This window comes from Clostridium sp. L2-50, from assembly GCF_000154245.1.
GTDB lineage: Bacteria > Bacillota > Clostridia > Lachnospirales > Lachnospiraceae > Coprococcus.
Map to the genome: position 1 here is coordinate 47716 of NZ_DS480316.1, position 23158 is coordinate 70873.

Sequence of the window (23158 nt, forward strand, 5' to 3'; positions counted from 1 at the left end):
TAATATTTATTATTGTAAACTTGGCACTTTTTTTACGCAGATCGGTTATCAAAGTCTGTATTTATGTGAGATTTTTACAACCGGTACGATAACGTAAGAAACGAGCAGAAAGTTGTTTCTTATGGTTGTCAAACTTAAAGGAGATATAAGATAGTATGGATATAGGAATAGATTTGGGGACATCGAATGTGTTGGTATATGTAAAAGGTCGTGGGGTTGTCATCAACCAACCGTCTGTTGTTGCATATGAGAAAAGTTCGAAACGCATTATTGCGATTGGAAATAAAGCAAAAAAGATGATCGGAAAGACACCGGAATCAATCGAAGTTGTAAGACCGCTCGTAAAAGGAGTAGTTTCAGATTATATTGTTACAGAGCGGATGTTAAAGGCATTTATCCGCAGTGCTATGGAGAAACGAACCGGGGTTGGCAGACCGAAAATATGTGTCTGTGTTCCCAGCGGAGTCACAGAAGTGGAGCGGAGAGCTGTAGAAGAGGCTGTTTACAGAACAGGAGCTAAGAGTGTTTATGTTATGGAAGAACCCCTTGCGGCTGCAATCGGTGCAGCAGTTGATATAGAGGAAGCCAAAGGAAATATGGTCATTGATATCGGAGGAGGAACAACAGATATTGCAGTTATATCACTTGGAGGGGCTGTAGAGAGCCGTTCGATTAAAGCAGCGGGGGATGATTATAATGCATCGATGATCCGATATATCAGAAGAAAGTATAATCTTCTGATCGGAGAACAAACTGCGGAGAAAGCAAAGATAGCGGTAGGATCGGTCTATGAGAGACCGGAGGACATCACCTATGTTGTAAAGGGAAGAGATCTGATCAAGGGACTTCCAAAGGCGATCACGATCACGGCAAATGAGACAATAGAAGCATTTGCAGATACAACTTCTCATATTTTGACGGCGATTCATGGTGTACTTGAGACGGCTCCGCCGGAGCTGGTTGCGGATATATCGGTAAATGGGATTGTTCTGACCGGTGGTGGCAGCCTGATGTATGGAATGGATAAGCTGATCAAGGAAAAAACGGGAATTGATACGTATGTTTCGGATAAAGCGTTAGAAGCAGTTGCACTTGGTGCCGGTATGTCGGTTGATATTGCAGCAAGAAAAGAAGATGCATAGAAAGCAGAGAAAAGAAAATGACAAATACACATAATTTTCTGCCGGTGAATAAAAAAGATATGATAGAAAGAGGATGGGAACAGCCGGACTTCGTGTTTATTACCGGAGACGCTTATGTGGACCATCCTTCTTTTGGTCCGGCAATTATCAGCAGAGTTTTGGAAGCACATGGATATAAGATCTGTATGATTCCACAGCCGGATTGGAAAGATGATAAGAGCATAGATGTATTCGGCAGACCAAGACTTGGTTTTCTGGTTTCCGGTGGCAATATGGATTCTATGGTCAATCATTATACTGTTTCAAAAAAACATAGAAGTATGGATTCCTATTCTCCCGGTGGAAAGATGGGGCTGAGACCGGATTATGCAACAGTGGTATATTGCAATCTGATCCGTAGAACGTATAAGGATGTTCCGATCATTATTGGTGGGATTGAAGCAAGTCTCAGAAGACTTGCACACTATGATTACTGGTCGAATAAATTAAAGCATTCAATTCTGATCGATTCACAGGCAGATCTGATTTCCTATGGCATGGGTGAACATAGCATGGTCGAGATTGCAGATGCGTTAGACAGCGGAATAGATGTCAGGGATATTACATTTATCAGAGGAACAGTCTACAAGACAAAAGATCTGTCCGGTGTAGAAGCTCCGGTGATCCTGCCTGATTATGCAGCACTTCAGGAAGACCGTTTAAAATATGCAGAAAGCTTTTATACACAGTATATCAATACAGATCCATATTCCGGAAAAGTGCTGGTGGAAGGATATGGCAACCGGGGATATGTTGTTCAGAATCCTGCGGCATATCCGCTCACACAGATGGAGATGGATGACGTATATGGGTATGATTACATGAACACCTATCATCCGATGTATGAAAAGGATGGGGGAATCCCGGCTATAGCAGAGGTGAAGTTCAGTCTGGCAAGCAACCGTGGATGCTTTGGCGGATGCAGCTTCTGTGCACTAACTTTTCATCAGGGAAGGATCGTTCAGACCAGAAGTCATGAGTCGATCATTGAAGAAGCAAAGCGCATGACGAAAGATCCGGAGTTTAAAGGATATATCCATGATGTTGGAGGACCTACGGCGAATTTCAGACATCCGGCATGTGAAAAACAGATGAAATACGGCGTATGCCAGAATAAACAGTGTCTGTTTCCAAAACCATGTCAGAACCTGAATGCCAGTCATAAAGATTATGTTGAGCTGCTTCGTAAATTAAGACGGATACCCGGGGTGAAGAAGGTATTTGTAAGATCCGGTATTCGATTTGACTATCTGCTTGCGGATCACGATGATACCTTCTTACGGGAGCTTTGCCGGTATCATATCAGCGGACAATTAAGGGTTGCGCCGGAGCATATTTCAGATAATGTCTTAAAGTACATGGGTAAGCCATCGAATCAGGTATATGAGACATTTATAAAAAAATATGAGAAGATCAACGAGCAGTATGGATTGAAACAATATGCAGTACCATATCTTATGTCCTCACATCCAGGCTCTACGTTAAAAGATGCAGTAGCGTTGGCAGAATATATCCGTGATATCGGATATATGCCGGAGCAGGTACAGGACTTTTATCCGACACCATCAACGATCTCGACCTGTATGTATTACACAGGAGTAGATCCGCGTACGATGGAACCGGTATATGTTGCGAGAGACCCACATGAGAAAGCAATGCAGCGTGCACTGATCCAGTACAGAAGACCGGAAAATTATGATTTGGTAAAGGAAGCCCTGATAAAGGCAGGACGGAAAGATCTGATCGGATTCGAAAAACATTGTCTGATCACTCCGAGAAAGATGGATAGGAATACTTCGGGATATAAAGATGTCCATAAAAAGAATCCGTCAGGACAGGCAACACGGAATCAGAATAACAAGAACAGTAATCATAGAAAACAGGATAAATCCGGTAAAAATTCAGGAAGTTATAAATCCGGGCAGGATAACAGAAACAGCAGAACCGGGAAACCTGCAGGACAAAATGATAAAAAATATCAAAAACAGAAAACAGGAAAGAAAAAACACTGATATTTTATATAAAATTAAGAAAATAACCAGAAATGAAAAAATAATGATTTCTAATGCGTGCATTTCATTTTTGGTTGCGTGGTACTTTCTTTTGTGCTAGAATGTAGCCAGAAAGTGTGCTGTTATGTCAATAATGGTCATTATTGTGCCGTTTACAGCATAAATGTACCATGATATAACACTTACATTATAAAAAATTACGGAGGATTTCATTATTATGGCAAAGAAAATTGTATTAGCAGGCGCATGCCGTACAGCTATCGGTACTATGGGCGGATCATTAAGCACAACACCAGCTCCGGTACTTGGTTCAATCGTTATCAAGGAAGCTTTAAACAGAGCAGGAGTTCCTGCAGATCAGGTAGATCATGTATATATGGGTTGTGTAATCCAGGCAGGTCTTGGACAGAATGTTGCACGTCAGGCATCTATCAAAGCTGGTCTTCCAATTGAGACAACTGCTGTTACAGTTAATGTTGTTTGTGGTTCAGGTCTGAACTGTGTAAATATGGCTGCTCAGATGATCGAAGCAGGAGATGCTGATATCGTTGTAGCAGGTGGTATGGAAAACATGTCAATGGCTCCATATGCTGTAATGCAGGGACGTTTCGGATACAGAATGAATGATGGTAAACTTGTAGATACAATGGTACATGATGCTCTTTGGGATGCATTCAATGATTACCATATGATCAAGACTGCTGATAACATCTGTGAGCAGTGGGGACTTACTCGTGAAGAACTTGATGAGTTTGCAGCAAAGAGCCAGCAGAAGGCTGTAGCAGCTCAGGAGTCAGGTGCATTTGACGCAGAGATCGTTCCAGTTATGGTTAAGAAGAAAAAAGAGATGGTTGAGTTCAAGAAGGATGAGGGACCAAGACCTGGTACAACAGTTGAGACACTTTCAAGACTCAGAACTATCAATCCAAATGGTTTCGTAACAGCAGGTAATGCTTCAGGTATCAATGATGGTGCAGCAGCTATCGTTGTTATGAGCGAGGAAAAGGCTAAAGAACTTGGTGTTAAGCCAATGGCTACATGGGTAGCAGGTGCTCTTGGTGGTGTTGATCCATCTATCATGGGTATCGGACCAGTTGCTTCAACAAAGAAAGTAATGGCTAAGACAGGTCTTAAGATTGAAGATTTCGATATCATCGAAGCAAACGAAGCATTTGCAGCTCAGTCAGTTGCAGTAGCTAAGGATCTTGGATTTGATGTTGACAAGCAGGTTAACCCAAATGGTGGTGCAATCGCACTTGGACATCCGGTAGGAGCTTCAGGATGCCGTATCCTTGTTACACTTCTTCATGAGATGCAGGCAAAGGGTGCTAAGACAGGTCTTGCTACACTTTGTATCGGCGGTGGTATGGGCTGCTCAACAGTTGTTAAGATCGAAGACTAATCCGGTCGGCTGAAAAACCATATTACATTTCTATATAAGGAGATAAACGATGGAATTCGTAACATATGAACAGGACGGATTTGTTGGTGTTATCACTATTAATCGTCCAAAGGCATTAAACGCATTAAACAGCACAGTTCTTGAAGAACTGGATGCAACATTCAAAGCTGTTGACCTGAATACAACAAGATGTCTTGTACTTACCGGTGCAGGAGAGAAATCATTTGTAGCAGGTGCAGATATCGGAGAGATGTCAACACTTACAAAGGCTGAAGGCGAAGCTTTCGGTAAAAAGGGTAATGACGTATTCCGCATGATCGAGACATTCCCAATCCCTGTAATCGCAGCCGTAAATGGATTTGCACTTGGTGGTGGATGTGAGATCTCCATGAGCTGTGATATCAGAATCTGTTCTGAGAACGCAGTATTTGGTCAGCCTGAAGTTGGCCTTGGAATCACACCTGGATTTGGCGGAACCCAGAGACTTGCCCGTCTTGTAGGTGCAGGAATGGCAAAGCAGCTGATCTACACAGCAAGAAATATCAAAGCTGATGAAGCATACAGAATCGGTCTTGTAAATGCTGTATATCCATTAGAGGAGTTATTACCGGCAGCTAAGAAGATGGCTTCTATCATCGCAGCAAATGCTCCGATCGCAGTTCGTAACTGTAAGAAAGCAATCAATGATGGATTACAGGTTGATATGGATCAGGCAATCGTTGTAGAAGAGAAATTATTCGGCGATTGCTTCGAGACAGAGGATCAGAAGGCAGGAATGGGCAACTTCCTTGAGAAAGATAAGGAAAAGAAATTAAAGGTTGTTCCTTTCCAGAATAAATAAATCAACAATCTTGATATTGACGTTTAGGGTGGTTATTTTGAAATCGAAATCAACCATCCTAAATGTTTGATATACCAAAGTAAGCATGTCAAACGAAACGTATATGAATTTCTCATGTTTGCTTAAAAATAATTTTTAGGAGGATATTAAAATGAAAGTTGGCGTTATTGGTGCAGGAACCATGGGTCAGGGAATTGCTAAGGCATTCGCTCAGGTTGACGGATATGAAGTAGCACTTTGCGACATTAAGCAGGAATGGGCTGAAGGCGGTAAGGACAAGATCGCTAAAGGTTATGCCAGACTTGTTGAAAAAGGAAAGATGACACAGGAGAAGGTTGATGGTATTCTTGCCAGCATCACTCCGGGTATTAAGGAAGACTTATGCGCAGATTGTGACCTTATCGTAGAGGCTGCTTTCGAGAACATGGAAGTTAAGAAGACAACATTTTCTGAGCTTGACAAGATCTGCAAGCCAGAGTGTGTATTTGCATCAAATACATCTTCACTTTCCATCACTGAGATTGGAAATGGTCTTACCCGTCCTATGATCGGTATGCACTTCTTCAATCCAGCTGACAGAATGAAGCTTATCGAAGTTATCGCAGGTGTTAACACACCGGCAGAGACTGTTGATAAGATCGTTAAGATCTCAGAAGAGATCGGTAAGACACCTGTACAGGTAAATGAAGCTGCCGGATTTGTTGTAAACAGAATCTTGATTCCAATGATCAATGAAGCTGCATTTATCAAGATGGAAGGTGTGTCAGATATCGCTGGTATCGATGCAGCTATGAAACTTGGTGCAAATCATCCAATGGGACCTCTTGAATTAGGTGATTTCGTTGGTCTTGATATCTGTCTTGCTATTATGGATGTACTCTATAACGAGACAGGCGACAGCAAGTATCGTGCATGTCCATTACTTCGTAAGATGGTACGTGGCGGCAACCTTGGTGTTAAGAGTGGTAAGGGATTCTATGTATACAATGCTGACCGCACAAAGACACCAGTTGATGCTCAGTAATTGACTGATAAATATATTTATGGAGGAAGAAATAGAATGGATTTCGCTTTAGACAAGAAGTATGAAATGGCGCAGAACTTATTCAGAGAATTTGCGCAGAATGAAGTAAAGCCTCTTGCTCAGGAAATTGATGAAAATCACAGATTCCCTAGAGAGACAGTAGAGAAGATGGCAAAGTATGGTTTCTTAGGAATACCTGTTTCTAAGGAAGATGGTGGACAGGGTTGTGATCCTTTAACATATGTTATGTGTGTTGAGGAACTTTCAAAGGTTTGTGGTACTACCGGTGTTATTGTTTCCGCACATACATCTCTGTGTGTAGATCCAATCCAGACATACGGTACACCAGATCAGAAAGCTAAGTACCTCCCAGATCTTGCTTCCGGTAGAAAGCTTGGTGCATTTGGTCTTACAGAGCCGGGTGCTGGTACAGATGCACAGGGTCAGCAGACAAAGGCTGTTCTTGATGGTGATGAGTGGGTTCTTAACGGATCTAAGTGTTTCATTACAAATGGTAAAGAAGCAGATGTATATATTATCATTGCAGTTACAGGTACAATTGAAAAACGTGGTAGAAAGCAGAAAGAGATTTCAGCATTTATCGTAGAAAAAGGCACTCCGGGATTTACATTCGGAACAAAAGAAAACAAGATGGGTATCTGTGGTTCATCCACATATGAACTTATCTTCACAGACTGCCGTATTCCTAAGGATGCACTTCTCGGACAGAAGGGCAAGGGATTTGGTATTGCAATGCATACACTTGATGGTGGTCGTATCGGTATCGCAGCTCAGGCTCTTGGTATTGCTGAGGGTGCTCTTGATATCACAATCGACTATGTTAAGGAAAGAAAGCAGTTTGGTCGTTCAATCGCTCAGTTCCAGAATACTCAGTTTGTACTTGCTGATCTTGCAACAAAGGTTGAAGCAGCTAAGTTACTGGTATACAAGGCAGCTAAGAAGAAAGAGCAGTACCAGGCTGATCACAAGACTTCATACTCTGTAGAAGCTGCTATGGCTAAGCTGTATGCTGCAGAAGTAGCTATGGAAGTAACAACAAAGTGTGTACAGTTACACGGTGGTTATGGTTATATCAAAGAGTATGATGTAGAACGTATGATGCGTGATGCTAAGATTACAGAAATCTACGAAGGAACTTCAGAAGTTCAGCGTATGGTTATTTCTGCAAACTTATTAAAATAATTAGGAGGTACTTAACGTGAAGGTTATAGTTTGTATAAAGCAGGTACCTGATACAAAGGGTGGCGTTCAGTTTAACCCAGATGGTACATTAAACAGAGGAGCAATGCTTACAATCATGAACCCTGATGATAAGGCAGGTCTTGAAGCTGCACTTAGATTAAAGGATCAGTATGGAGCAGAAGTTACAGTTCTTACAATGGGTCTTCCAAAGGCTGCAGATGTTCTTCAGGAAGCAATCGCTATGGGCGCTGACAAGGGCGTTCTTGTAACGGATCGTGTTCTTGGTGGAGCTGATACATGGGCTACATCAACAACAATCGCCGGAGCACTCAGAAAGCTTGATTATGATCTTATTATTACAGGTCGTCAGGCTATCGATGGAGATACAGCTCAGGTTGGACCACAGATTGCTGAGCATCTTGGAATTCCGGTTATTTCATATGCACAGGAGATCAAGGTCGACGGAGATTCCGTAATCGTTAAGCGTCAGTATGATGATGGATATCATATGTTAAAGGCTAAGATGCCTTGCCTTGTAACAGCACTTTCAGAGTTAAATGAGCCTAGATACATGACTCCAGGTGGAATCTTCGATGCAGTTAATGCAGAGATCACAACACTTGGCAGAGCAGATCTTGTAGATGTTGATGATTCAAACCTTGGTCTGAAAGGTTCACCAACAAAGATTGCAAAGGCTTCTGATAAGGTAAGAAAGGGTGCAGGCGAGAAGGTTGTACCTGATTCTCCAGATGAAGCAGTTAGCTATATTGTTGGCAAGTTAAAAGATAAGCATGTAATCTAATATAGTAAAGGAAAAGTGGTGAATAAAATGGGCGCAATGAACGCAGAAGATATGAAGAACTACAAAGGCGTATTTGTCTTTGCACAGCAGGTAGATAATAAGTTAAGTGGTATTTCATTTGAATTGATCGGTGAAGGAAAGAGACTTGCAGATAAGCTTAATGAAAAGGTTACAGCAGTCCTGATCGGTTCCGACGTAAAGGGTCTTGTAGACGAACTTGCAGAGTACGGTGCAGACAGAGTTATCGTTGTTGATGATCCAGAATTAAAAGAATACAGAACTGAGCCATATGCACATGCACTTGCTTCAGTTATCAATGAGTACAAGCCAGAGATCGTTTTAGTTGGTGCTACAGCTATCGGTCGTGATCTTGGTCCTACAGTATCAGCAAGAGTAGCTACAGGTCTTACAGCAGACTGTACATTACTTGAAATCGGTGATTTCCCTCTTGTTGCACTTCCAAATCAGGAGCAGAAGCACAATCAGCTTCTTATGACACGTCCTGCATTCGGTGGTAACACAATCGCGACAATCGCATGTCCTGATAATCGTCCTCAGATGGCAACAGTACGTCCGGGCGTTATGCAGAAGCTTGACAGAGTAGCTGGCAAGAAGGCAGAAGTGATCGAGTACAATCCTGGATTTACTCCAAACAACAAGTATGTTGAGATCCTTGAAATCTCAAAGGCTGTTTCAGATATCAAAGATATCATGGACGCTAAGATCCTTGTTTCAGGTGGTCGTGGTGTTGGTTCAGCAGAGAACTTCAAGCTTCTTGATGATCTTGCAGAAGTACTTGGCGGACAGGTATCATGCTCACGTGCAGTTGTAGATTCAGGCTGGAAGCCAAAGGAGCTTCAGGTTGGTCAGACTGGTAAGACAGTTCGTCCACAGGTATACTTCGCAATTGGTATTTCAGGTGCGATCCAGCATGTAGCCGGTATGGAAGAGTCAGATATCATCATCGCTATCAACAAGGATGAGGATGCTCCTATCTTTGATGTAGCTGATTATGGTGTTGTTGGAGATCTGAACAAGATCGTTCCTGCTCTTACAGAAGCAATCAAGGCTGAGCTTGCTAACAAGTAATTCAGTTTATAATTGAAAATGGACATTTTAGACTGCCGGGTTTTATACCCGGCAGTTTGTGTGTAAATGAGCCAAGCACAGATATTCATGTAAGTACAGATATTATGCTTGCATGCATATCTGTACTTACATGAATATCTGTATTTGGCGAATAGGCGACATCGAGCCGACAGGCGAGATGGGGCATGAAAGAGAGTATATTGCTGTGCGGTGGGCGAGATGGGGCATGAAAGAACATGAGAATGTTCTTTTACGCACAAAAGAGAGTGTATTATTACAGATTTCCCTGTTGAAACAATAAATACAATGCTGTATGATAAATACTGTTGCGAAAAAGACAAATGACAGTTAGATAAAAGAAGATTAGGGTTGATGAGAAAAATGAGTAAGTATGAAACACAGGAAGAATTAAAACGAGAAGAATTAAGTCAGGAAGGGCAACTGTTAAAAACAGAGGTTGACAACGCAAAATTGACAGGCGACAGTATGGATGTAAAAATGACAGATGCAAGTGAAGAAAGCAAAACTAACAATACTACCGGAGAAAATAAGATGGGAACCATGCCGATGGGGAAGTTATTGATATCAGTATCACTTCCGATGGTAATTTCAATGTTGGTACAGGCACTTTATAATGTAGTCGATAGTGTATTTGTATCGCATTTTGATCAGGATGCACTGACGGCAGTATCGACAATATTTCCGTTACAGAATCTTATGATCGGAGTTACCTCCGGTCTCGGTGTCGGTTTTAATGCATTGATATCCAAGTCACTTGGTGAAAAAAATCAGAAAAAAGCAAATGATGCAGCCAGACAGGGAATCTTTCTGGAACTTATTGGATTTGCAATTTTCTTATTGATCGGTTTATTTGGGATCGATGCATTTATGAAGAGTCAGACGGATGTTGCAAAAATCATTGATTATGGAGTGGATTATGGACGTATCTGCTGTATCTGTTCCTTTGGTATCTTTGCACAGATGACATTTGAACGTATGCTGCAGTCAACAGGACGGACGCTTTACACAATGAAGACACAGGCACTTGGAGCCGTTATTAATATTATACTTGATCCGATTATGATCTTTGGATATTTCGGACTTCCGGCAATGGGTGCTGCAGGTGCGGCAATAGCAACAGTTATCGGACAGTGTATTGCGGCATCACTTGCAATCTATTATAATCTGAAAAAAAATCCGGATATCCAGTTATCATTTAAAAGCTTTCGGCCGGAGGGAGATGTGATCGGCAGAATTTTGTCCATTGCTGTTCCTTCAATCGCGATGGTTGCGGTAGGTTCAGTTATGACATATGGATTTAATCGTATTTTATTTACATTTACACCGATCGCAGTTTCAGTGTTTGGTATTTTTTATAAAGTACAGAGTATGGCATTTATGCCGGTATTTGGTCTGAATAATGGTATGATCCCTATCGTATCATATAATTACGGAGCAAAACAACCGGATCGAATGCTCAAAGCTGTTAAATATACAATGATGGCTGCGATCTGTTTCATGCTTTTGTGTCTGACTGCGATGCAGGTAATTCCGGGATTGATCCTTAAGGTATTCGATGCACAGGAGGACATGATGGCGATCGGTATTCCGGCACTTCGAACAATGAGCATTTCATTCCTGTTTGCAGGAATCTGTATTGTATGTTCCGGTATGTTCCAGGCGCTTGGTAAAGGTGTGTACAGTCTGATCGTATCTCTAGCCAGACAGTTGATCGTGCTGCTTCCGGTTGCTTATGCATTTGCAAAATTGACACACAATCTCGAGCTGGTATGGTTGTCTTTCCCGATTGCGGAGGTTGTCAGTGTGATTCTTTCGGTCTTCATGGCGCTACAGACAAAAAAGAAAATTATCGATCCTTTGAAGAATTCGGTGAAAGTAGTACAGGAATAAGCAGAACATTTGTCAGTAAAGAGCATATTCTATAAAATAGCAAAATAATTTATAAATGATCTGTAGAAAATGATGGTTCAGGATATAGCTATAGTACATAAAGAATCAGAAAGAAGGAAAAGAAATGAGTGATTTGGTCTATCTTGATCATGCGGCAACAACGGCAGTTCATCCGGATGTTTTAAAAGAAATGCTGCCATATTTTACAGATAAATTCGGAAATCCGTCCAGTGTTTATGGATTTGCGGCAAATAATAAAAATAAATTGACAGAGGCAAGAGAGACGATAGCCGGAGTTCTTGGTGTAAAACCGGAAGAAATTTATTTTACGGCAGGTGGGTCTGAGTCCGATAACTGGGCGTTAAAATGTACGGCAGAAGCCTATGGAGTACATGGGGGACATATCATTACGACTAAGATTGAGCATCATGCGATCCTGCATACCTGTAAGTATCTGGAGAATAGAGGGTATGATGTAACGTATCTGGATGTAGATGAAAATGGATTGGTTGATCTGAATATACTTGAGGCAGCCATCCGGCCGGACACCTTTCTGATCTCGATCATGTTTGCAAATAATGAGATTGGAACGATTGAACCAATAAAAGAAATCGGAGAGATCGCACACAGACACGGTATTTTGTTTCATACGGATGCAGTTCAGGCATTTGGACAGATCCCGATTCGCGCAGATGAAATGAATATTGATATGTTAAGTGCGAGCGGACATAAGTTTAACGGACCAAAGGGAATTGGTTTTTATATATCAAAAAAGGCTTAAAGTTAAAGAGCTTTATTCATGGTGGCCAGCAGGAGCGAGGACGCAGAGCCGGTACAGAAAATGTACCGGGAATCGTAGGTATTGCAAAAGCGTGTGAGATCGCAATGGCAGAAATGGAAGAACGGATGAAAAAGGAGACGGAGCTCAGAGATTATCTGATCGAACGGATATTGAAGGAAATCCCGTATACCAGACTGAATGGACATTCAAAGAAACGACTGCCAAATAATGTAAATATCAGCTTTCAGTTCGTGGAGGGAGAATCCATTCTGATCATGCTAGACATGGCGGGTATCTGTGCATCCAGTGGCTCTGCCTGCACATCGGGTTCTGTTGATCCTTCTCATGTGTTGCTTGCGATCGGACTTCCGCATGAGATTGCGCACGGTTCTCTGAGGCTAACCCTTGGATATGAGAATACGAAAGAAGAAATGGATATGGTTGTCGATAATCTGAAACGGATCATTACAAATCTTCGGAATATGTCACCTTTATATGAGGATTTTGTCAAGAAAAATCATATACAGTAAGATTGTTAGAAATGAAAGATCAGATTCGGTCGGAGTGAATATAAGAATGCAATTGTGAAATGCGTGAGATAAAACGCCCCAAGTGTGAAGGAGAAAGATATGTACAGTGATAAAGTGATCGATCATTTCCAGAATCCAAGAAATGTCGGAGAGATTGAGGATGCCTCCGGTGTCGGTACGGTTGGAAATGCTAAATGCGGGGATATGATGCGGTTGTATCTGAAGATTAATGAGGAACAGGTGATCATAGACTGCAAATTTAAGACCTATGGGTGTGGAGCTGCAGTAGCATCCAGTTCCATGGCAACGGAGATGATCAAAGGAAAAACAGTTGCTGAGGCAATGAAGCTTACAAATAAAGCAGTTATGGAAGCATTGGATGGGCTTCCACCGGAAAAAGAACATTGTTCCCTGCTTGCAGAAGAAACACTGCATGCAGCTTTGTGGGACTATGCAGAAAAACATGGAATCAAGATTCCGGGACGTGTAAGACCGGTACAGGATATTGAAGACCGGATGGTGAGAGAACTGGAAGATTAAACAGTATTTGTATACTTGACAGCCGGAGAAATCCGGTTCTATACTGCAAGCAGGAATTGCAGGAAGGAAGATAAGATGGATAAAAAGACAGTATGTGTCGGTATGTCAGGAGGCGTGGATTCTTCTGTAGCCGCATATCTTTTAAAAGAACAGGGATATAACGTGATTGGTGTGACTATGCAGATCTGGCAGGATGAGGATGCAGATCAGATCAGTGAGCATGGCGGCTGCTGTGGCTTGTCGGCGGTAGATGATGCGAGAAGAGTAGCTGCACAGCTTGAGATTCCTTATTATGTAATGAACTTTAAAGAGGATTTCCGAAAATACGTCATTGACTATTTTGTAGATGAATACCGGAACGGAAGAACTCCGAATCCATGTATCGCATGCAACCGGTATGTAAAATGGGAGTCACTGTTAAGAAGGTCTTTAAGTATCGGTGGAGACTATATTGCTACCGGACATTATGCTAGAGTGGAACAGCTTTCAAGTGGCAGATATACCTTACGCGTGGCAAAAGGAATCGAGAAGGATCAGACCTATGCACTTTATAATCTGACACAGGATCAGTTATCAAAGACGTTGATGCCGGTTGGGGAATATAATAAGACACAGATCCGGCAGATTGCCGCAGATATCGGTATCCAGGTAGCAAATAAACCGGACAGTCAGGATATCTGTTTTGTACCGGATGGTGATTATGCCGGATATCTGGAACGGGAAGAGGGCTTAAAGGCAGTACCTGGAAATTTTGTAGATATGAATGGAAAAGTCCTTGGTACACATAAAGGTATAATCCATTATACGATCGGACAACGGAAGGGACTTGGACTTGCAATGGGACACCCGGTATTTGTTGTGGATATTATCCCGGAGACAAATGAAGTGGTGATCGGAGAAAATGCAGATACATTTTCAAAAGAACTGATCGCAGATAAAACGAACTTTATGTCTGTCGAGCGGCCGGAAGATGGGATGCAGGTGATCGGAAAGATCCGGTATGCACATAAGGGCGCGCCATGCAGGATCTACATGTTGGATGCTGACAGGGTCCGGGTTGTATTTGATGAACCGGTCCGGGCAGCGACCAAAGGACAGGCGGTTGTCTTTTATGAAGATGACCATATTGTCGGAGGCGGTACAATAAAAGAGATCATACGATAGGAATAAAAATGACGCTGGTGTGGATGCTATTATTTAAAAAATTATTATTGTTCTGCCACATACTCACCTATTATTACGCAAGACACTTCCGTTCTAGTCCTCGTGCAGCGGTTCTAAGCTCGCCACAAAGTGGCTTGCTAAGTACCGGCCTCGGACAAGGCTTGCTCCATAATAGTGAATATGTGGTAGAACAGCAAGATTTTTTGTAATAGCATCCACACCAGCGTCACTTTATAATTTATGAAATACAGGCTGCATCTGTTCAAAGGTGCAGTAATAGCGGAAACCTGTGGCGGTCAGAATGTCTCTGGCATAGGTTTCAAAGTCATAGCCAATGTATTTTGGAATATGTGCATCGCTTCCGACAGTGATGATCTCACCACCTAACTCCTTGTAGAGTTTAAGAATAGACGGATGAGGATGTGCATAAGTCATGTTTTTATACAGGCTTCCGGTATTGATCTCGATGCCCTTCCCATGTTCGATGATTGTTTTCAGAATTGCTTCAAAGACATCTGCATAATCAGAAAAGCGGAAGGCTGCTTCGCCGGATGGACAATAACGGACGGCATAGTCCAGATGGCCGTATATGGAATAATTATCAAAGGTCTGCACATTTGCAAGAATGGATTCAAAATATTCCAGTAGTGCTTCTTTTTCCGAACGTCCTTCATAGTAAGCGGGATAGTAGGGATCTTTGCCATATACAAGATGAGAGGACCCTATAATAAAGTCAAAATCATGATATTTATCTGTGTAAGCAATGATCTTGTCTGCGATATGAGACATCAGACCGAGTTCGATGCCGAGGTGGATCGTAAGTTTGTCTTTGTACTGTTCCTGCAACTTTCTTACAGCAGAAATATATCGGTCTGTATCTAACAGAAAGGTATGGCCTTCCTCGTCTTTTGGATAATCAATATCATGATGATCTGTAATGCAGATCTCAGACATACCAAGATGAATTGCCTGTTCAGCAATATCTGTAAGTCCTGTTTCAGAATCATCGGAGAATCCGGAATGTAAATGATGATCGCAAAGCTTCATATGTAAAACCTCCTGTTGACTGCAGATGTTGTGAAAATTAATGTTATTATAGCACGTTAGAAAATAAAACACAGCTACAGGGACTGAAAAAATAGTGAAGAAGAGCCGAAGATAAGAAGAAATCATACAAAAGAAGCATATATTGGTAACACAAGAATCATGTGTGAAATATCTCGAAATACGGGTTTAATGGTTGCAATAAATATGAAAATATCATAAAAAGTTGATTCTTTGTACATTTTGCAATATAGTGTTTGTTTATTTTTGCGTGAATTGGACAATTTTTTTTTGAGAAAGACTTGAAATTTACACACAAATTAGGTATGATTTTGTTGTGTGAATAGCACGATTAATTACTGCGCTTTGCAGTATATTATAAATACTTTTATTATTCAAAACTTAGGAGGAATAAAAAATGGCAGTAAAAGTAGCAATCAATGGTTTTGGACGTATTGGTCGTCTCGCATTCAGACAGATGTTCGGAGCAGAAGGATATGAAGTTGTTGCAATCAACGATTTAACAAAGCCTTCAATGCTTGCAGATCTTCTCAAGTACGATACAGCACAGGGTGGTTACTGTGGTAAGATTGGTGAGAACCTTCATACAGTTTCAGCTGATGATGAGGCTAACACAATCACAGTTGATGGTAAGACACTTACAATCTACAAGGAAGCAGATGCAAACAATCTTCCTTGGGGTAAGATCGGTGTTGACGTAGTTCTTGAGTGTACTGGTTTCTACTGCTCAAAGGAAAAGTCAATGGCTCATATCAATGCAGGTGCTAAGAAGGTTGTTATCTCAGCTCCAGCAGGAAATGATCTTAAGACTATCGTATTCTCAGTTAACCAGGATACATTAACAGCAGATGATCAGATCATCTCAGCTGCTTCATGTACAACAAACTGTCTTGCACCAATGGCTAAGGCTCTTAATGATTATGCTCCAATCCAGTCAGGTATCATGTCAACAATCCACGCTTACACAGGCGATCAGATGATTCTTGACGGACCACACAGAAAGGGCGACTTAAGAAGAGCAAGAGCAGGTGCTGCTAATATCGTTCCTAACTCAACAGGTGCTGCTAAGGCTATCGGTCTTGTTATCCCAGAGTTAAATGGTAAGTTAATCGGATCAGCTCAGAGAGTTCCAGTTCCAACAGGTTCAACAACAATCCTTACAGCAGTTGTTAAGGGTGCTGACGTAACAGTTGATGGAATCAACGCTGCAATGAAGGCTGCTGCATCAGAGTCATTCGGTTACAACACAGATCCTATCGTTTCATCAGATGTAATCGGTATGAGATATGGTTCATTATTTGATTCAACTCAGACAATGGTATCAAAGATCGCTGATGACTTATATGAGGTTCAGGTTGTATCATGGTATGATAATGAGAACTCATACACAAGCCAGATGGTTAGAACAATTAAGTACTTCGCAGAGTTAGCATAATTGACTGACAAATTGTAGTAATTAATTTGACCTTACAAGGGGTCCGGTCTTCATGGACCGGACCCTATATTTCTTTTACGGAGATGTATTTGCACTCTGTACAAATATGAAGATAAAAGTATAAAAATCAGGAGGTTTAATAGTAATGTCATTAAACAAAAAATCAGTAGATGATATTAATGTAAAGGGACAGCGTGTCCTTTGCAGATGTGACTTTAATGTACCATTAAAGGAAGGTAAGATCACAGACGAGAATCGTCTTGTAGCAGCACTTCCTACAATCAAGAAATTAATTGCTGATGGTGGAAAGGTTATTCTTTGCTCACACCTTGGCAAGGTTAAGACAGAAGAAGACAAGAAGACAAAGACTCTTGCACCGGTTGCGGTAAGACTTTCAGAGCTTCTTGGACAGGAAGTTAAGTTTGTTGCTGAGCCTGAAGTTGTTGGACCAAAGGTAAGAGAAGCTGTAGCAGCTATGAAAGATGGCGAAGTTATCTTACTTGAGAACACACGTTTCAGACCGGAAGAGACAAAGAACGGTGAAGCATTCTCTAAGGATCTTGCTTCTATCTGTGATGTATTTGTAAATGATGCATTTGGTACAGCTCACAGAGCACACTGCTCAAATGTAGGTGTTGCAGGTCTTGTTGATACAGCAGTTGTTGGATACTTAATGCAGAAGGAGATCGACTTCCTTGGAAATGCGGTAGAGAATCCGGTAAGACCATTCGTAGCTATCCTTGGTGGAGCAAAAGTTGCAGACAAGTTAAATGTTATCTCTAACTTACTTGAGAAGTGCGATACACTGATCATCGGTGGTGGTATGGCGTATACATTCTTAAAGGCAAAGGGATATGAGATCGGTAAATCATTAGTTGACGAGTCTAAGATCGACTACTGTAAGGAAATGATGGAAAAGGCTGAGAAGCTTGGTAAGAAGTTATTACTTCCGGTTGATTCCGTTATGATCGACGATTTCCCTAATCCGATCGATGCTCCGGTTGAGACAGAGATCTTTGATGCAGACAAGATGTCAGCAGACAAAGAGGGCTGTGATATCGGACCTAAGACAATCAAATTATATGCAGATGCTGTTAAGACAGCTAAGACAGTTGTATGGAACGGACCTATGGGTGTATTCGAGAATCCTACACTTGCTGCCGGTACAAAGGCTGTAGCTGCTGCTCTTGCTGAGACAGATGCTACAACTATCATCGGTGGTGGTGATTCTGCTGCTGCTGTTAACCAGTTAGGATATGGTTCTAAGATGAGCCACATCTCAACAGGTGGTGGAGCTTCCCTTGAATTCTTAGAGGGTAAGGAACTTCCGGGCGTTGCTGCTGCAAACGACAAATAAATTATGTACATGCTCCATCTGAATCGGATGGAAAAATATGCAGATAATGAAAATAATATTTTCAAGGAGATAAAAGACATGTCAAGAAAGAAAATCATCGCTGGTAACTGGAAGATGAACATGACTCCAAGCCAGGCTGTAAAATTATGTGAAGAGTTAAAGCCATTAGTTGCAAATGACGACGTAGATGTTGTATACTGCGTACCTGCAATTGATATTGTACCTGTAGTAGAAGCTGTTAAGGGCACAAATGTAGAAGTTGGTGCTGAGAATATGTACTTCGAAGAAAAGGGTGCATACACAGGTGAGATTTCAGCAGAAATGTTAGTTGATGCCGGTGTTAAGTATGTCATCATCGGACATTCAGAGCGTCGTGACTACTTCAAAGAGTGTGACTGTCTCTTAAATAAGAAAGTTAAGAAGGCATTTGAAGCAGGCCTTACACCTATCCTTTGCTGTGGTGAGTCATTAGAGCAGAGAGAAATGGGTATCACACTTGACTTCATCCGCCTTCAGATCAAGAGTGATCTGAAAGATATCACAGCAGATCAGGTTAAGAGCATGGTAATCGCTTACGAGCCGATCTGGGCTATCGGAACAGGCAAGACAGCTACATCCGATCAGGCACAGGAAGTATGTAAGGCAATCCGTGACTGCATCGCTGAAGTATATGATACAGACACAGCAGAAGCTGTAAGAATCCAGTATGGTGGATCTATGAACGCCGGTAACGCAGCAGAGCTTCTTGCAAAGCCTGATATTGATGGTGGTCTTGTAGGTGGTGCTTCACTGAAGGCTGACTTTGGAAAGATTGTAAATTACAATAAGTAATTAATTTTGCAGTAATTTTTGTAACTCATATATTTGAAATATACAAAGTTAATGCAATAAAGATACCGTAAAATACCAGATGACGACAAAATGTGCACTGTGTATTTTGCGGTATTTTTATTTTAATTGGTAATTCGTGCTAAATGAATAGATTCATACAATGTTTTTGTACATCCCGGCAATCTATACTTCGTTGACGATTATGTTTAACTGTGATATAATTCAAACGATTTTTGAACAAATTAAAAGAAAAAGGATGTAAATATGGAATATTTAAAGACATTCTGGAGCAGAAGATATCTGCTTGCTGAACTGGTAAAGAAGGGAATCAAATTAAAATACAGACGTTCGTATCTTGGTATTTTATGGTCCTTGCTGGAACCGTTGATGACAACAGCAGTATTAACTGTTGTATTCGGAACATTGTTTGACAACAAAAATAAGTTATTCCCGCTTTATATTTTAAGCGGACGTTTGTTGTATTCGTTTTTTAGCAGTGGAACAAAGGCATGTTCCAAGGCAATTCGTGCAAATGCCGGTATGATTAAAAAGGTATATGTACCAAAGTATCTGTATCCAATGTCATCGGTTCTTTTTAATTTTATAATTTTTATGATATCATTATTAGTAATGATACCATTATTTGTTTTTTGTCATCATGTGCCGAAGCTGCAGATACTTCTGATGTTTATCCCGTTGTTGATTCTGCTGCTTATGACATTCGGTGTTGGAATGATCCTAGCAACTGTTACGGTATTTTTCCGGGATATGGAATATCTGTGGGATGTATTTCTAATGATCATTATGTATACATGTGCGATTTTCTATTATCCGACGCGTTTGTTAAAAAGTGGATATTCCTGGCTGTTAAAGTATAATCCATTATATTGTGTTATACACAATTTCCGTGCATGTGTGATGGGTGATCCATTGAATTGGAATTATATGCTGTATGCATTTATTTTTTCGATAGTTGCTATTATAATCGGAACATACACGTTCTATAAGAAACAGGATAAATTTATTCTTCATATTTAAGGGGACAGGAATGGGTAAAGAAGCACTTATTGTTGATAATGTCAGTATGAAATTCAACCTGAGCAGTGAAAAGGTTGATAATATAAAAGAATATATTATTAAATCTATTAAACATCAGATCAGTTATGATGAATTCTGGTCTTTAAGGAATGTCAGTTTTACAATGAACAAGGGTGAACGAATGGGAATCCTTGGATTAAACGGTGCTGGAAAGAGTACGCTGTTAAAGGTTATTTCCGGCGTTTATAAACCAACGGAAGGTAAAGTGATCCGTCATGGGAAAGTGGTGCCTCTGTTGGAGCTTGGGGCAGGCTTTGACCAGCAGTACACCGGTAAAGAAAATATATTTTTATATGGAACTGTTCTTGGATATACAAAGGGGTATCTGGAAGAAAAATATGATGAGATCGTAGAATTTTCCGAGCTTGGGAAATTTATCGATGTGCCGATCAAGAATTATTCATCCGGTATGAAGTCCAAACTTGGATTTTCGATTGCAACGATTGCGAATCCGGATATTTTAATCCTGGATGAAGTGTTATCCGTAGGAGATGCAAAGTTCCGAAAAAAGAGTGAGGCTAAGATCATGCAGCTTATGGAGGGTGGAACAACCGTTTTATTTGTTTCTCATTCTCTTGCACAGGTTCGAAGAATCTGTGATCGGGCAATGATCCTTGACCATGGCACGTTAAAAGCCATTGGAGGAATAGATGAGATATCAAATCAGTATGAAGCGATGATAGAAGCGACGGATACTGGTAAAAAGAAAAAGTAGAAGGAGAATAACAATGAGTAAAAAACCTGTAGTTTTAATGGTACTTGATGGTTATGGAATTAGTGATAAGACAGAAGGCAATGCGATCGCACTTGCAAATACTCCTGTTATGGATAAGCTAAAGGCTGAGTATCCTTATGTAAAGGGGGCTGCTTCCGGTCTTGCAGTTGGACTTCCGGACGGACAGATGGGTAACTCTGAGGTTGGTCATATGAATATCGGTGCAGGAAGAATTATATATCAGGAATTAACCAGAATTACAAAGTCCATTCAGGATGGTGAATTCTTTGATAATGCAGAAATGTTAGAAGCTATCGAGAACTGCAAGAAGAACAATTCTGATCTTCATGTATGGGGATTATTATCAAGTGGTGGTGTACACAGCCATAATACACATTTGTATGCGATCCTTGAGTTGTGTAAGAAACAGAATTTTGAAAATGTATATGTTCATCCGTTCTTTGATGGTAGAGATACTGCTCCTGCATCAGGAAAAGGATTTTTAGAGGAATTGATTGCAGAGATGAAGAAGATCGGCGTAGGTAAGGTCGCTTCTCTATCCGGTCGTTATTATGCTATGGATCGTGATAACAGATGGGATCGTGTTGAACTTGCGTACAAGTCACTTGTAACAGGTGAGGGTGTACAGGCAGAAGATCCTGTTGCTGCAGTACAGGCATCTTATGACAAAGAAGTATATGATGAGTTTATCCTTCCTACCGTTATTACAGAGAATGGTAAGCCAGTATCACTTGTAAAGCCAAATGATTCGGTTATTTTCTTTAACTTTAGACCAGACAGAGCAAGAGAGATCACCAGAGCATTCTGCTGTGATGATTTTGATGGCTTTAACAGACCAAACGGAAGATTCCCACTGGTATATGTATGCTTCAAAGATTATGATGAGTCTATACCAAACAAGATTGTTGCATTTAAGAAAGAAGAAATCGACAATACATTTGGTGAGTATCTTGCAGCAAATGGCAAGACACAGGTTCGTCTTGCAGAGACAGAGAAGTATGCACATGTTACTTTCTTCTTTAATGGCGGTGTAGAAGAACCAAATAAGGGTGAAGACAGAATCCTTGTAAAATCCCCTGCTGTTGCAACCTACGATCTTCAGCCTGAGATGAGTGCTCCGGAAGTATGTGAGAAGCTGGTGGATGCTATCGGTTCTGATAAATACGATGTGATCATTATTAACTTTGCAAATCCTGATATGGTAGGTCATACAGGTGTTATTCCGGCAGCAATCAAGGCTGTAGAGACTGTTGATGCTTGCGTAGGAAAGGCAGTAGAAGCAGTTAAGAAGGCAGATGGTGTATTATTTATCTGTGCAGATCACGGTAATGCAGAGCAGATGATCAATTATGAGACCGGTGAGCCACATACAGCTCATACAACAAACCCGGTACCATTTGTACTTGTAAACTATGATGAGAGCTATGGTTTAAGAGAAGGTGGATGTCTTGCAGATATCGCACCTACACTTCTTGAGATCATGGAGCTTCCACAGCCAAAGGAAATGACAGGTAAATCACTGCTTATTAAGAAATAAAAAATAGGAACGTACAAATAAATGAAGAAATTTTTTCAGGAGTTTAAAGAATTTGCATTAAAGGGAAATGTTCTGGATATGGCGATCGGTGTTATCATCGGTGGTGCATTTTCAGGACTGGTAACGTCGCTGACAGACTGTTTTATCAATCCGATCATTGGATGCATCGGTGGTGCTGAAGTACAGGGTAAGATTCATCTGCTGGGAGATCAGTATATTGATTATGGTTCTTTCATTACAGCAGTGATCAACTTCATCATCATGGCGTTTATCATTTTCCTTCTGATGAAGGGAATAAAAAAGCTGTTATCTCTCGGTAAGAAAGAGGAAGCTGCGGCACCTTTAACAAGAAAATGTCCATATTGTTATGGTGACATTGATGTTAAGGCTACAAAGTGTATGTATTGTACATCTAATGTTGAACCGACAGTAAAAGCAGAAGAATAAAAATGATTGATATTCTGCATTATTCGTATTCATGCATCAGAATAAGAATGAATTGAAAATACCCGCCGGAGGATCATAGTAACAGATGATTTCTCCGGCAGGTATTTTTTTATTGCAGGAAAGTTTTTTGTCAGATAAAAACATTTTATTAAGATCATATAGAGTTTCTACG

20 protein-coding genes and 1 pseudogene are annotated in these 23158 nt (G+C 40.9%); 20 read left to right on the forward strand and 1 reads right to left on the reverse strand.

Features of this window, described 5'->3' with window-relative positions; genetic code table 11:
* Positions 1 to 155 precede the first annotated feature (155 nt).
* The 13 genes and pseudogenes from mreB (at position 156) to mnmA (ending at position 14480) form a co-directional block, all read left to right on the forward strand.
* Positions 156 to 1142, forward strand: coding sequence for a rod shape-determining protein (gene mreB, locus CLOL250_RS03410; protein WP_008400707.1), 987 nt, complete (start codon positions 156 to 158; stop codon positions 1140 to 1142).
* Positions 1143 to 1159: 17 nt separating this feature from the next.
* Positions 1160 to 3193 (forward strand): YgiQ family radical SAM protein, encoded by a 2034-nt coding sequence (locus tag CLOL250_RS03415; RefSeq protein ID WP_008400708.1) that lies wholly within the window; start codon positions 1160 to 1162, stop codon positions 3191 to 3193.
* Positions 3194 to 3410: 217 nt separating this feature from the next.
* Complete coding sequence (locus CLOL250_RS03420; RefSeq protein WP_008400709.1) at positions 3411 to 4595, forward strand: acetyl-CoA C-acetyltransferase; 1185 nt, start codon at positions 3411 to 3413, stop codon at positions 4593 to 4595.
* A gap of 49 nt (positions 4596 to 4644) precedes the next feature.
* Complete coding sequence (locus CLOL250_RS03425) at positions 4645 to 5436, forward strand: enoyl-CoA hydratase-related protein (RefSeq protein WP_008400710.1); 792 nt, start codon at positions 4645 to 4647, stop codon at positions 5434 to 5436.
* A 151-nt stretch (positions 5437 to 5587) separates the two neighbouring features.
* Positions 5588 to 6460, forward strand: a complete 873-nt coding sequence (locus CLOL250_RS03430; RefSeq protein ID WP_008400711.1) for a 3-hydroxyacyl-CoA dehydrogenase family protein — start codon at positions 5588 to 5590, stop codon at positions 6458 to 6460.
* Positions 6461 to 6496: 36 nt separating this feature from the next.
* Positions 6497 to 7663, forward strand: a complete 1167-nt coding sequence (locus CLOL250_RS03435; protein ID WP_008400712.1) for an acyl-CoA dehydrogenase — start codon at positions 6497 to 6499, stop codon at positions 7661 to 7663.
* A gap of 16 nt (positions 7664 to 7679) precedes the next feature.
* Complete coding sequence (locus tag CLOL250_RS03440; protein WP_008400713.1) at positions 7680 to 8465, forward strand: electron transfer flavoprotein subunit beta/FixA family protein; 786 nt, start codon at positions 7680 to 7682, stop codon at positions 8463 to 8465.
* A 51-nt stretch (positions 8466 to 8516) separates the two neighbouring features.
* Positions 8517 to 9554 carry an electron transfer flavoprotein subunit alpha/FixB family protein gene (locus CLOL250_RS03445; protein WP_446714946.1) on the forward strand — a complete coding sequence of 346 codons (1038 nt, stop codon included), beginning with the start codon at positions 8517 to 8519 and terminating at the stop codon, positions 9552 to 9554.
* A 130-nt stretch (positions 9555 to 9684) separates the two neighbouring features.
* A complete protein-coding gene (locus tag CLOL250_RS14105; RefSeq protein WP_008400715.1) occupies positions 9685 to 9855 on the forward strand; it encodes a hypothetical protein in 171 nt (56 codons plus the stop codon).
* Positions 9856 to 9935: 80 nt separating this feature from the next.
* Positions 9936 to 11465, forward strand: coding sequence for an MATE family efflux transporter (locus CLOL250_RS03450; RefSeq protein WP_274922232.1), 1530 nt, complete (start codon positions 9936 to 9938; stop codon positions 11463 to 11465).
* Positions 11466 to 11589: 124 nt separating this feature from the next.
* A pseudogene (nifS, locus tag CLOL250_RS03455) lies at positions 11590 to 12776 on the forward strand (cysteine desulfurase NifS).
* Between the two features lie 99 nt (positions 12777 to 12875).
* Positions 12876 to 13316 (forward strand): Fe-S cluster assembly scaffold protein NifU, encoded by a 441-nt coding sequence (nifU, locus tag CLOL250_RS03460; RefSeq protein WP_044944931.1) that lies wholly within the window; start codon positions 12876 to 12878, stop codon positions 13314 to 13316.
* Positions 13317 to 13391: 75 nt separating this feature from the next.
* Positions 13392 to 14480 (forward strand): tRNA 2-thiouridine(34) synthase MnmA, encoded by a 1089-nt coding sequence (gene mnmA, locus CLOL250_RS03465; protein ID WP_008400721.1) that lies wholly within the window; start codon positions 13392 to 13394, stop codon positions 14478 to 14480.
* A gap of 231 nt (positions 14481 to 14711) precedes the next feature.
* On the opposite strand, the gene CLOL250_RS03470 is transcribed toward mnmA, so the two are convergent.
* Entirely contained in the window at positions 14712 to 15527 is an 816-nt protein-coding gene (locus CLOL250_RS03470; RefSeq protein ID WP_008400722.1) for a histidinol-phosphatase HisJ family protein, read from the reverse strand.
* Positions 15528 to 15942: 415 nt separating this feature from the next.
* Between CLOL250_RS03470 and gap the strand changes: the two genes are divergently transcribed.
* The 7 genes from gap (at position 15943) to mscL (ending at position 22986) form a co-directional block, all read left to right on the forward strand.
* Positions 15943 to 16980, forward strand: a complete 1038-nt coding sequence (gap, locus tag CLOL250_RS03475) for a type I glyceraldehyde-3-phosphate dehydrogenase (protein ID WP_004852921.1) — start codon at positions 15943 to 15945, stop codon at positions 16978 to 16980.
* Positions 16981 to 17125: 145 nt separating this feature from the next.
* Entirely contained in the window at positions 17126 to 18337 is a 1212-nt protein-coding gene (locus CLOL250_RS03480; RefSeq protein ID WP_008400723.1) for a phosphoglycerate kinase, read from the forward strand.
* Positions 18338 to 18415: 78 nt separating this feature from the next.
* Positions 18416 to 19168 carry a triose-phosphate isomerase gene (tpiA, locus tag CLOL250_RS03485; protein WP_044945023.1) on the forward strand — a complete coding sequence of 251 codons (753 nt, stop codon included), beginning with the start codon at positions 18416 to 18418 and terminating at the stop codon, positions 19166 to 19168.
* A 264-nt stretch (positions 19169 to 19432) separates the two neighbouring features.
* On the forward strand, positions 19433 to 20206 hold the full coding sequence (locus CLOL250_RS03490) for an ABC transporter permease (protein WP_008400726.1): 774 nt from the start codon (positions 19433 to 19435) through the stop codon (positions 20204 to 20206).
* Between the two features lie 10 nt (positions 20207 to 20216).
* A complete protein-coding gene (locus CLOL250_RS03495) occupies positions 20217 to 20981 on the forward strand; it encodes an ABC transporter ATP-binding protein (protein WP_008400727.1) in 765 nt (254 codons plus the stop codon).
* A gap of 13 nt (positions 20982 to 20994) precedes the next feature.
* The gene (gpmI, locus tag CLOL250_RS03500; protein WP_008400728.1) at positions 20995 to 22539 is read left to right on the forward strand and encodes a 2,3-bisphosphoglycerate-independent phosphoglycerate mutase; all 1545 of its coding nucleotides are present in this window, start codon (positions 20995 to 20997) and stop codon (positions 22537 to 22539) included.
* Positions 22540 to 22560: 21 nt separating this feature from the next.
* Positions 22561 to 22986: a large conductance mechanosensitive channel protein MscL gene (gene mscL / locus CLOL250_RS03505; protein WP_008400730.1), complete on the forward strand. Its 426-nt coding sequence runs from the start codon at positions 22561 to 22563 to the stop codon at positions 22984 to 22986.
* The last annotated feature ends 172 nt before the right edge of the window (positions 22987 to 23158 follow it).

Bases quoted from the DNA above. Each gene is read 5' to 3' on its own strand.
- mreB (WP_008400707.1), top strand. From the start codon at position 156: ATGGATATAGGAATAGATTTGGGGACATCGAATGTGTTGGTATATGTA.
- CLOL250_RS03415 (WP_008400708.1), top strand. From the start codon at position 1,160: ATGACAAATACACATAATTTTCTGCCGGTGAATAAAAAAGATATGATA.
- CLOL250_RS03420 (WP_008400709.1), top strand. From the start codon at position 3,411: ATGGCAAAGAAAATTGTATTAGCAGGCGCATGCCGTACAGCTATCGGT.
- CLOL250_RS03425 (WP_008400710.1), top strand. From the start codon at position 4,645: ATGGAATTCGTAACATATGAACAGGACGGATTTGTTGGTGTTATCACT.
- CLOL250_RS03430 (WP_008400711.1), top strand. From the start codon at position 5,588: ATGAAAGTTGGCGTTATTGGTGCAGGAACCATGGGTCAGGGAATTGCT.
- CLOL250_RS03435 (WP_008400712.1), top strand. From the start codon at position 6,497: ATGGATTTCGCTTTAGACAAGAAGTATGAAATGGCGCAGAACTTATTC.
- CLOL250_RS03445 (WP_446714946.1), top strand. From the start codon at position 8,517: ATGAAGAACTACAAAGGCGTATTTGTCTTTGCACAGCAGGTAGATAAT.
- CLOL250_RS14105 (WP_008400715.1), top strand. From the start codon at position 9,685: ATGAATATCTGTATTTGGCGAATAGGCGACATCGAGCCGACAGGCGAG.
- CLOL250_RS03450 (WP_274922232.1), top strand. From the start codon at position 9,936: ATGAGTAAGTATGAAACACAGGAAGAATTAAAACGAGAAGAATTAAGT.
- nifU (WP_044944931.1), top strand. From the start codon at position 12,876: ATGTACAGTGATAAAGTGATCGATCATTTCCAGAATCCAAGAAATGTC.
- mnmA (WP_008400721.1), top strand. From the start codon at position 13,392: ATGGATAAAAAGACAGTATGTGTCGGTATGTCAGGAGGCGTGGATTCT.
- CLOL250_RS03470 (WP_008400722.1), bottom strand. From the start codon at position 15,527: ATGAAGCTTTGCGATCATCATTTACATTCCGGATTCTCCGATGATTCT.
- gap (WP_004852921.1), top strand. From the start codon at position 15,943: ATGGCAGTAAAAGTAGCAATCAATGGTTTTGGACGTATTGGTCGTCTC.
- CLOL250_RS03480 (WP_008400723.1), top strand. From the start codon at position 17,126: ATGTCATTAAACAAAAAATCAGTAGATGATATTAATGTAAAGGGACAG.
- tpiA (WP_044945023.1), top strand. From the start codon at position 18,416: ATGTCAAGAAAGAAAATCATCGCTGGTAACTGGAAGATGAACATGACT.
- CLOL250_RS03490 (WP_008400726.1), top strand. From the start codon at position 19,433: ATGGAATATTTAAAGACATTCTGGAGCAGAAGATATCTGCTTGCTGAA.
- CLOL250_RS03495 (WP_008400727.1), top strand. From the start codon at position 20,217: ATGGGTAAAGAAGCACTTATTGTTGATAATGTCAGTATGAAATTCAAC.
- gpmI (WP_008400728.1), top strand. From the start codon at position 20,995: ATGAGTAAAAAACCTGTAGTTTTAATGGTACTTGATGGTTATGGAATT.
- mscL (WP_008400730.1), top strand. From the start codon at position 22,561: ATGAAGAAATTTTTTCAGGAGTTTAAAGAATTTGCATTAAAGGGAAAT.